Origin of the sequence: Streptomyces fuscigenes, from assembly GCF_021556455.1 — a bacterium.
Lineage (GTDB): Bacteria > Actinomycetota > Actinomycetes > Streptomycetales > Streptomycetaceae > Streptomyces > Streptomyces fuscigenes.
The window spans coordinates 1-9712 of record NZ_JAKGCV010000206.1 but is presented as its reverse complement, the minus strand read 5'-3'; the positions used below and the strand labels follow the sequence as shown (position 1 = coordinate 9712).

The window sequence follows — 9712 nt, the reverse complement described above, 5'->3', positions numbered from 1 at the left end:
CGACGCCGCCCCCTCCGGCCAGGGTGCCGCCGCCGCGGCGGCCCGGCACGCGCCCGGCGCCCACGCCGCCGGGTCCCCAGCTCCCGCCACCGCCCCCGGGCGGCGACGGGTGTCCCGTACGCACCAGGCAGAAGGGGGGTGACCACCATGGACGTCACGATGACGACGCGCAGGACCAGCATCGCCGGAAGCTCCCAGGAGGGCTGATCCGGGCCCGGGGGCCGCTGAGGCCGCACCCGGGACGCGGTATCCCGCTGGTGGGCGCCGCAATCGCCCACCAGCGGGTCCGTCCGGCCGGCCGCCCGACGGCGTACGGCCTTCACCCAGTATCGCGGAGGATGCCCATGACCGTGAGCGCGCGCACGCGACCGCAGCTGAAACACACCGCGCCGGTCTTCGGCAGCGGCGAGCAGGTCCTCATCGGCGGCTTCGGCGACGTCACGGAGATCGCCGATCCCACGGGCGCGGTCCGCGCCCTGCTCCACCTGCTCGACGGGACCCGGACGGTCGAGCGCGTCCACACCGATCTGGCCCCCGCCTTCCCGGACGTGACCTTCGACGACGTGGCGGGAGCGGTACGCCAGTTCGACGAGGCGGGGTTCCTGCTCGACGCGGACGCGGGCCCGGGCGGCCTCCTGGCGGAGCACGAGGTGCGCCGCTGGGAGCGGAACATCAACTTCTTCGGGTCGTACGCACGGCTCGCCGACAACAAGTACGACCAGCAGCGCAAGCTGCGCGACTGCCGCGTCACCCTGCTCGGCCTCGGCGGGCTCGGCTCCCACGTGCTGCTCGACATGGCGGCCATGGGCATCGGCCACGTGACGGCCGTCGAGTTCGACCGGGTCGAACTGTCCAACCTCAACCGGCAGATCCTCTACCGCGAGGGCGACGTCGGACGGGAGAAGCTCGGGCTCGCGGTGGAGCGGGTACGGCAGTTCAACCCGCACATCGACATCGATCCGGTGAATCTGCGGATCACCTCCACCGAGGACGTCCTCGGCGTGATCGAGGGCGCCGACGTGGTGATCTCGGTCGCCGACCGCCCCAAGATGGAGATCGCCAACTGGGTCAACGAGGCCTGTGTGGCGCGCGGGGTGCCGCTGGTCACCGGCGGCCTCGAGACCCAGCGTGCCGTGTACTTCACCATGATCCCCGGCACGACCGGCTGCGTGGAGTGCTGGCGTCGCCAGGTCTTCGCGACGGACGACGTGTCGCGCGAACTGCTGGAGGAGAAGAGGGAGCGGCAGATCGGCGGTGACAACGCGGCCTTCTGCCCGCTCGTCACCATGACCACCGGATTCCTGATCGGCGAACTCACCCGGCTGGTCACGGGGATCGCCCCGCCCGTCGCCGCGGGCCGCCTCATGGAACTGCGCTTCGCCGACTACGCGATGGGCGAGAGCGAGACCTGGAAGCGGCTCGACGACTGCCCGGTCTGCGGCCCGGACCGTGATAAAAAACCGTCAGCGGCCGACGCCCTGACGGCAAACTGACACGACGGGGCACGCCGCACCGCGAGACCCGTGCGTTCCGGAGGCGCCCGCCCGGGGCGCCTCCGGCGCGACGGCCCCGACGACGACCACCCGACGAATCGACTGAGCGTGTCCCTCCTCTTACCCTCCCGCATCCGCGGCGACCGCGCGCCCCGCGGCACCCGCCCCGCCGGGCAGCCCGCCCCCGCCCGGCCTCCGCGGCCCGCGTGCGAGGCACGCACACGCCCCGCACGGCGTGCCGCTCCCGCGGGCGAGGCGGTGACCCGCCACGGCCGCCACGCCCGGCACGCGCGTCCTGCGGCGTACACCCTGCCCGCGGCGCGCCGTCCCGGGGAGCCGTCGTGAGCGCGCGGGACGCGACGCGGTCCGTCCCGAAGGACCGGCTCCCCCCGCTGGGCGGCCGCTACTACGTGCTGCTGGTCGGCTTCCTCGCCTCCTCGCTCGGGAACTGGGTCTACCGCCTGGCCCTGCCCCTGCTGGTGCTCCACCTGACCGGCTCGGCCCTCGGCACCAGCGCGCTCTACGCGGTCGAGTACGTGCCGTTCCTGCTGCTGTCCCTGCCCGGCGGTGTGTTCGCCGACCGGTGGGACCGGCGCCGGCTGCTCATCACCGGAGACCTGACGGCGTGCCTCATCGCGCTGTGCCTCGCGCTTCTGGTCACCGCGGGAGTGCACACCCTCTGGCCGATCTACCTCGTGGCCTTCCTCCTGGCCTGCGTGGAACCCGTCTACCACCCCGCGTTCCAAGGCTTCCTGCCGGGGATCGTGCCCGAGAGCCGCCTCGGGCAGGCCAACGGCTGGATGCAGTCCGGCGACAACATCATGAGCATGCTCGGCCCGGTGGTCGCGGGCGGGCTCGTCGGCCTGTTCGGCTTCCAGACCACGGTCTATGTGAACGCCGCGTCGTTCCTGCTCTCCGCGATCGCCATCATGACGATCCGCGGCGGCGCGCCGGTGGCGCGTGCGGTGACGCGCCGCGCGGTCTCCTTCGGCGGCGACATCAAGGAGGCGCTCGGCTACATCTTCCGCACGAACCGGCTCATGATGGCCGGTTCGCTGATGTTCACCGGCACCAACTTCGCGATCTGGCTGATCCAGGCCAACTTCGTCTTCTACCTGACGAGTTACCGCAAGCTCTCGCCCGACGTGGTGGGTGCCGTGCTGGCCGCGCAGGGCGTGGGAGCGGTCATCGGGGCCGCGGTGGCCGGCCGGCTCCTGCGCAGGTTCGCCCCCGGCCGGATCCTCATCGGGACCACGGCCGTCGCGGGCCTCGTCACCCTGCTGCTGGTCCCGGTGCGCGGCGCCGTCGGCATCGCCGTGGTGTGGGGCCTGATGTACGTGCTGGGGTCGATCAACCCCGTGGCCTGGTTCACCCTGCGCCAGCAGGTCGTGCCCGACGCCATGCTCGGCCGGGTCGTCGCCACCACGCGCATGCTCGCGTTCGCGTCGATCCCGGTCTCCGCCGTCGTGGCGGGCGCGCTGGAGTCCGCGTTCCACGACTTCTACGTGGTCATCGCCGTCGGCGCGCTGCTCAGGCTGGTCATCGCGGGCCTCGCCTACCGGTCGCCGCTGCGGACCCCGCCGGCGCCGGCCGGCGTCCCGGAGGAGGCCGACCAGGAGGCCGCGGCGGAGTCGCCGGGCTGACGCGCACGGCGCCACGACGGTGCCGCGTCAGCGCAGGCCGACCCGCGCCGCCGCCGCGGCCCAGGCGCGCTGCGCGCCGGACGGTTCGTAGCGGCGCAGCGGCTGGCTCCGCGCCACCAGCGCCCGCATCGCCCGCACGTCCGCGACCAGGCCGTACGCCCGCGCCTGGACGAGCACGTTGCCGAGGGCGGTCGCCTCGGCGGGACCCGCCACCACGGGCAGTCCGGTGGCGTCCGCCGTCAGCCGGCACAGCAGCTCGTTGCGGCTGCCGCCGCCCACCAGGTGCACCACCCGCACCTCGCGTCCCGCCAGTTCGGCCGCGTCCGCCAGCGTCGCGCGATGCGCCAGGGCGAGGGACTCCAGGATGCAGCGCACGACGGCGCCCTGGCCGGAGGGCGGGCGCTGCCCGGTCCGCTCGCAGTACGCGGCGATCCGTCCCGGCATGTCGCCGGGCGGCAGGAACGAGGGGTCGTCGGGGTCCACCAGCGCGGCGAACGGCTCGGCGGCGGCGGCCTGTTCGAGCAGCGGCTCCAGCTCGGCCGGCCGGCCGTCGGCCCGCCAGGTGCGCAGGGTCTCCGTCAGGAGCCAGAGTCCCATGATGTTGCGCAGGAAGCGGATCGTGCCGTCGACGCCGCGCTCGTTCGTGAAGTTCGCGGCCCTGGCGGGCTCGTCGATCACCGGCTCCGGCAGTTCGAGCCCGGCCAGGGACCAGGTGCCGCAGGAGATGTACGCGAAGTGCTCGTCGGCCGCGGGCACGGCGACGACCGCGGACGCCGTGTCGTGCGAGGCCACCGCCGTCACGGGGGTGCCGCCGGGCAGCCCGGTCGCCGCCGCGACCGCGGGCCGCAGCGTCCCCGCCGGGTCGCCGGGGAAGCGCAGCGGCGGCAGGAGGCCGCGCGGGATGCCGAGCCGGTCCAGGACCGTGTGCGACCAGGCCGCCTTGCGCGCGTCGAACAGGCCGGTCGTGGACGCGTTCGTCGCCTCGGCGCCGACGCTGCCGGTGAGCCAGTACGTCAGCAGGTCCGGGATCATCAGCAGCGTGCGCGCGATGTCCCGCTGCGGGGTGCCGGCCTCGGCCGCCAGCTGGAAGACGGTGTTGAAGGGCAGGTGCTGCAGCCCCGTGACGGCGTACAGCTCCTTGGCCGGCAGCACCGCCTCCAGCCGCTGCGCGACGCCCTCGGTCCGGGAGTCGCGGTAGTGGTGGGGAGAGCCCAGCAGCCGGCCCGTCGCGTCGAGCAGCCCGTAGTCCACCGCCCAGCTGTCGATGCCGACCGAGACCACGTCCGCCTCGCGCCCGGCCCGCGCGAGGCCGTCGAGCACGTCGCCGTACAGCCCGAGCACGTCCCACCGAAGGCCATCGGGCAGGCCGACCGGGCGGTTGGCGAAGCGGTGCACCTCGGTGAGCCGCAGCGAGCCGGCATCCGCCTGACCCACCATCACCCGGCCGCTCGTGGCTCCCAGGTCGACGGCGGCGAAGGAGGGGCGTGCGGTGGGCATGGCGGTTCCTCGGGTCTCTCGCGTCCCGGCCGGCGGCGGGGACGGGGGCGGTGCTCGGCCGGCGCGGGGCCCGGGCCCCGCGGGACGGGCGGCGGATCGGGCCGCCCGGTGCGGGGAGCGCGGGACGGCCCGTGGCGCGGTGCCGTGCGACGTGCCCGGCCGGGAGCGGACGGCGGGGAGGCGGGCGGACGCGAAGGCGGGCGGACGGGCGATGGCGGAGGCGGATGCGGACGGGGGCGGCGGGAACCCGCGGGCCCCGACGCCGAGGAGGCTCAGCGCAGGAACGCGGCCGCCACGCCCGCGTCCACCGGGATGTGGAGGCCCGTCGTGTGCGTCAGGTCCCCGCCCGTCAGGGCGAACACCGCGTTCGCCACGTGCTCCGGCAGCACCTCGCGCTTGAGGAGCGTCCGCTGCGCGTAGAACTCGCCGAGCTTCTCCTCCGGCACCCCGTACACCGCGGCGCGCTGCGCGCCCCAGCCGCCCGCGAAGATGCCCGACCCGCGGACCACGCCGTCGGGGTTGACGCCGTTGACCCGGATGCCCTGCTCGCCCAGTTCGGCGGCCAGCAGCCGCACCTGGTGCGCCTGATCGGCCTTCGTCGCCGAGTAGGCGATGTTGTTGGGCCCGGCGAACACGCCGTTCTTCGAGACGATGTAGACGATGTCGCCGCCCATGCCCTGCTCGCCCATCACCCGGGCGGCCTCCCGCGAGACCAGGAAGGAGCCGCGGGCCATGATGTCGTGCTGGAGGTCCCAGTCGCGGGCGCTCGTCTCCAGCAGCGGCTTCGAGATGGAGATGCCGGCGTTGTTGACGACCAGGTCGATCCCGCCGAAGGCGAGGACCCCCGCCCGGAACGCGGCGGCGATCTGCTCCTCGTCCGTCACGTCCACCGCGACCGCGACGGCCCTGTCCGCCCCGCCCAGCTCCTTCGCGACCGCCGACGCGCTCTCCCCGTCCAGGTCGGCGATCACGACGCAGGCGCCCTCCGCGGCCAGCCGCCGCGCCACGGCCCTGCCGATGCCGGAGGCGGCTCCCGTGACCAGCGCGACGCGCGTGGCGAGCGGCCTGGGCGCGGGCATCCGGCGCAGCTTGGCCTCCTCCAGCGCCCAGTACTCGATCCGGAACTTCTCCGACTCCTCGATGGGCCGGTAGGCGGAGACCGCCTCGGCGCCGCGCATCACGTTGATCGCGTTCAGGTAGAACTCGCCCGCCACGCGGGCGGTCTGCTTGTCCTTGCCGTAGGAGAACATGCCGACGCCCGGGATCAGCACGATCGCCGGATCGGCGCCCCGCATGGCGGGGGAGTGCGCGTCGGCGTGCCGCTCGTAGTAGGCCGCGTAGGCGGCGCGGTACTCCTCGTGCAGCACCTTCAGCCGCGCGACGACGTCCTCGACGGGCGCGGCCGGCGGCAGGTCGAGCACCATCGGGCGGACCTTGGTGCGCAGGAAGTGGTCGGGGCACGACGTGCCGAGGGCCGCGAGCCGCGGGTGCTCGGCGCGGGCCAGGAAGTCGAGTACGGGCTCCGCGTCGCTGAAGTGCCCGACCTGCGGCCGGTCCGTGGAGGCGAGGCCCCGCAGCAGGGGCGCCAAGGCCGCGGCGCGGGCCTGCCGTTCGGCCTCCGGGAGCGCCCCGTAGCCCTCAAGGGCGGGGCCGAAGGGCTCGGGCCTGCCGCGCTCGGCGAGGAAGCGCTCGGCCTCGTGGATGATCCGCAGCGAGTTCGCCTCGCAGGCGTCGGACGTCTCGCCCCAGGCGGTGATCCCGTGGCCGCCGAGCACGCAGCCGATGGCCTGCGGGTTCGCCTCCTTCACGGCGGCGATGTCCAGGCCCAGCTGGAAGCCCGGCCTGCGCCAGTCCACCCACACCACCCGGTCGCCGAAGCAGGCGCGGGTCAGTTCCTCCCCGTCGGCGGCGCACGCGAGGGCGATGCCCGAGTCCGGGTGGAGGTGGTCGATGTGCGGGGCGTCCACCAGGCCGTGCATGGCGGTGTCGATCGAGGGCGCCGCGCCGCCCTTGCCGTGCAGGCAGTAGTCGAACGCGGCGACCATCTCGTCCTCGCGCTCCACCCCCGGGTACACGTCGCTCAGCGCGCGCAGCCGGTCCAGCCGCAGCACGGCGAGGCCCGGCTCGGCCAGCGTGCCGAGATCACCGCCCGAGCCCTTGACCCACATGAGCTCCACGGGCCCGCCCGTCACCGGATCGGGGGCCGTGCCCTTGGCCGAGGTGTTGCCGCCCGCGTAGTTGGTGTTGCGCGGATCGGCACCCAGCCGGTTGGAGCGCGCGAGGAGCGCGGCCTTCACTTCGGTGGCGTCGGGCATGTCTTCCACTCCTGGGGCGGTGACGAGCTGCGCGATGATGTGATGAATCGATTCAGTTGGACCGTAGGTGCCGTGACTCGCACGTGTCAAGGCACGCGCAACGGGAGTTGAAACATTTCATCCCCGGTGCGCGGGGGACCCTCAGACCGAGGGGTCGAGATCCTGCGGGTACCAGCGCAGCTCCACCGTGTTGCCGTCCGGGTCGCGCACGTACACCGACTGGGCGCTGCCGCGCGCGCCGAACCGCGGGACCGGCCCCTCGACGACGTCGAACTCGCCGGAGTCGACGACCTCCTGCCAGTCGAGCGGCTCCACCACCAGGCAGATGTGATCGACGTTCGACTCGCCGCGCGGACGGTCGGTCAGATCGATGATCGTCGACGGCGTGACGCGTACGGACGGGAACGGCGCCGCGCCCGCCCGCCACTGCTCGACCCGGACGGGTTCGAGGCCGAGCGGCCCGCAGTAGAACGCGAGCGAGCGCTCCACGTCGGCGACGTTGAGCACCAGATGGTCGAACTCCTTGACGCGCACGATGACCGGATCCTCCCTCGTTCGCACACGGCCGGAGCGGGGTGTGCGGGCTTCGTCCTGGGCCGGACCGTAGCAAGGGGGCAGCCGTCGTGCCCGCGGATTCGCGCGGCCGGCGCGACACGGCCCGGCGCGCGGCACAAAGACGGGTCCCCGGCCGGCCGGGGGCGCCGCAGCCGCCCGGGCCGGGACGCGGATCGCGTCCCCCACGGCGGCTGCGCGGGTCCGGCGCGGCGGCCCCGGGACGGTGCGAGGGAGCCGACGGACTGGTTTCCGCCCGTCCCGCCCGCGCGGTGCGGGCGGGCGCCGGCCGCCACGGGGAGATAGTCGTCGCGGGAGGGCGCCCCCGAGCCGGGGAGAGGACGGCCCGTCGAGCCCGAGAACCCGAGAACGAGGAGCGGAGCGAGCATGTCCGACACCGAGCCCGACGCGCCCCGACCCGGCGGCCCCCGCGCAACCGGCGCGGGCCGGCGCCACCGCCTCCGCACCGGCCGGGGGGCGCCCGCGGCCAACAAGTGGTGGACGCTGAGTGCCGTGTGCCTGGGCACGTTCATGCTGCTGCTGGACATCACCATCGTGAACGTGGCGCTGCCCGACATCCAGCGCTCCCTGCACGCGAGCTTCTCCGACCTGCAGTGGGTCGTCGACGCCTACTCGCTCACACTGGCCGCCCTCCTGCTGACCGCGGGGAGCCTCGCCGACCTGTACGGCCGCAAGAGGCTGTACGTGATCGGGCTGACGGTCTTCAGCCTCGCCTCGCTGCTGTGCGGACTCGCCGGCAGCGCGCTGATGCTGCAACTGTCCCGGGGACTCCAGGGGATCGGCGGCTCCATCATGTTCTCGGTGTCCCTCGCCCTGCTCGCGGACGCCTTCCGCGGCAAGGACCGGGGCGTCGCGTTCGGCGTCTGGGGCACGATCACCGGACTCGCGGTCGCCGTCGGACCGCTGCTCGGCGGCGTGCTCACCACGGGGCTGTCCTGGGAGTGGATCTTCTACGTCAACCTGCCCATCGGGGTGATCGCGGTCGCGATCACCCTGCGGAAGGTCGCCGACTCCCGCAACCCCCGGGCGCGCCGGCCCGACTGGCCCGGCTTCGTCCTGTTCACCGCGGCCCTCTCCGGCCTGGTGTACGCCCTGATCCAGTCCAGCCACGAATCGTTCTCCGACCCGGTCGTCATCGGCTGCCTGGCCGGGGCAGCCGTCCTGACCCCGGTCTTCGTGCTCGTCGAGCTGAGGACCGAACAGGCCATGTTCGACCTGTCCCTCTTTCGCAAGCCGACCTTCACCGGGGGGCTGGTGGCGGCGTTCGCGCTGAGTGCGTCCGTCCTGTCCCTGCTCCTCTACCTCGTCCTCTACCTCCAGGACGTGCTCGGGTTCAGCGCACTGGGCGCGGGCGTGCGGCTGCTGCTGATCTCCGCGGGTCTCCTCGTGATGTCGACCGTGTCGGGAAGGCTCTCGTCGAGGATGCCGGTGCGGTTCCTGATCGGGCCGGGTCTGCTGCTGGTCGGCGGGGGCCTGCTGTGGATGCGCGGCCTCGACGCCGCCAGCCAGTGGACGCATCTGATCCCGGGACTCATCATGTCCGGCGCCGGACTCGGCCTGGTCAATCCCCCGCTGGCGTCGACGGCCGTCGGCGTCGTCCAGCCCGAGCACGCCGGCATGGCGTCGGGCATCAACTCGACGTTCCGCCAGATCGGCATCGCCACCGGCATCGCGCTGCTCGGCACCCTCTTCTCCGGCAGGATCAAGGCCTATGTGAGCGATCACGCCGACACGGTCCCCGGCCTCGGCGGCCACGCCGCGCGGATCTCCACCGCCGTCGAGTCGGGCACGATCACGCGCACCCTGGACTCCCTCCCGGCCGGGATCCGGGCCCCGGTCAGGCGGCTGGCCACCGCCGCGTTCACCTCGGGCCTCGACGAGATCTTCCTCGTCGGTGCGGTCATCGCCCTCGCCGCCGGGGTGGTCTCGCTCGCCACCATCCGCACCAAGGACTTCGCCCAGACGCCCTCCTGACGGGAGTAACGGGAGTAGCGGGAGTAACGGGAGGACGGAGCAACGGGAGAACCGGAGAACGCGAGAGCCGCAGAACGCGAGGACCGCGGAACTGGAGGACCGGAGAGCGGACACGGCTTCGCCGGGAAGGGGGCCCGGCCGGCGGGGCGGGGCGCGACCCACCGGCGGTGCGGGCGCGGGCCGCCGGGAGGGGATGCGGCCGCCCGGCCGCGGGCGA

At 73.8% G+C, this 9712-nt stretch carries 6 protein-coding genes; 3 read left to right on the top strand and 3 right to left on the bottom strand.

Going from position 1 to position 9712, the window contains the following annotated elements:
* The first annotated feature begins 344 nt into the window (after positions 1 to 344).
* Positions 345 to 1493, top strand: a complete 1149-nt coding sequence (locus L1885_RS17205; protein WP_235798009.1) for a HesA/MoeB/ThiF family protein — start codon at positions 345 to 347, stop codon at positions 1491 to 1493.
* Positions 1494 to 1834: 341 nt separating this feature from the next.
* Complete coding sequence (locus L1885_RS17200) at positions 1835 to 3136, top strand: MFS transporter (RefSeq protein WP_235798008.1); 1302 nt, start codon at positions 1835 to 1837, stop codon at positions 3134 to 3136.
* Positions 3137 to 3163: 27 nt separating this feature from the next.
* Here L1885_RS17200 and L1885_RS17195 read toward each other — a convergent pair whose 3' ends face one another.
* From L1885_RS17195 to L1885_RS17185, 3 genes are all read right to left on the bottom strand, one after another.
* Positions 3164 to 4633, bottom strand: coding sequence for a rhamnulokinase (locus L1885_RS17195; protein ID WP_235798007.1), 1470 nt, complete (start codon positions 4631 to 4633; stop codon positions 3164 to 3166).
* A 272-nt stretch (positions 4634 to 4905) separates the two neighbouring features.
* The gene (locus L1885_RS17190) at positions 4906 to 6948 is read right to left on the bottom strand and encodes a bifunctional aldolase/short-chain dehydrogenase (protein ID WP_235798006.1); all 2043 of its coding nucleotides are present in this window, start codon (positions 6946 to 6948) and stop codon (positions 4906 to 4908) included.
* Positions 6949 to 7089: 141 nt separating this feature from the next.
* Complete coding sequence (locus L1885_RS17185; protein WP_235798005.1) at positions 7090 to 7482, bottom strand: VOC family protein; 393 nt, start codon at positions 7480 to 7482, stop codon at positions 7090 to 7092.
* Positions 7483 to 7887: 405 nt separating this feature from the next.
* Here L1885_RS17185 and L1885_RS17180 point away from each other — a divergent pair, with 405 nt between their 5' ends.
* Positions 7888 to 9495: an MFS transporter gene (locus L1885_RS17180; protein ID WP_235798004.1), complete on the top strand. Its 1608-nt coding sequence runs from the start codon at positions 7888 to 7890 to the stop codon at positions 9493 to 9495.
* The last annotated feature ends 217 nt before the right edge of the window (positions 9496 to 9712 follow it).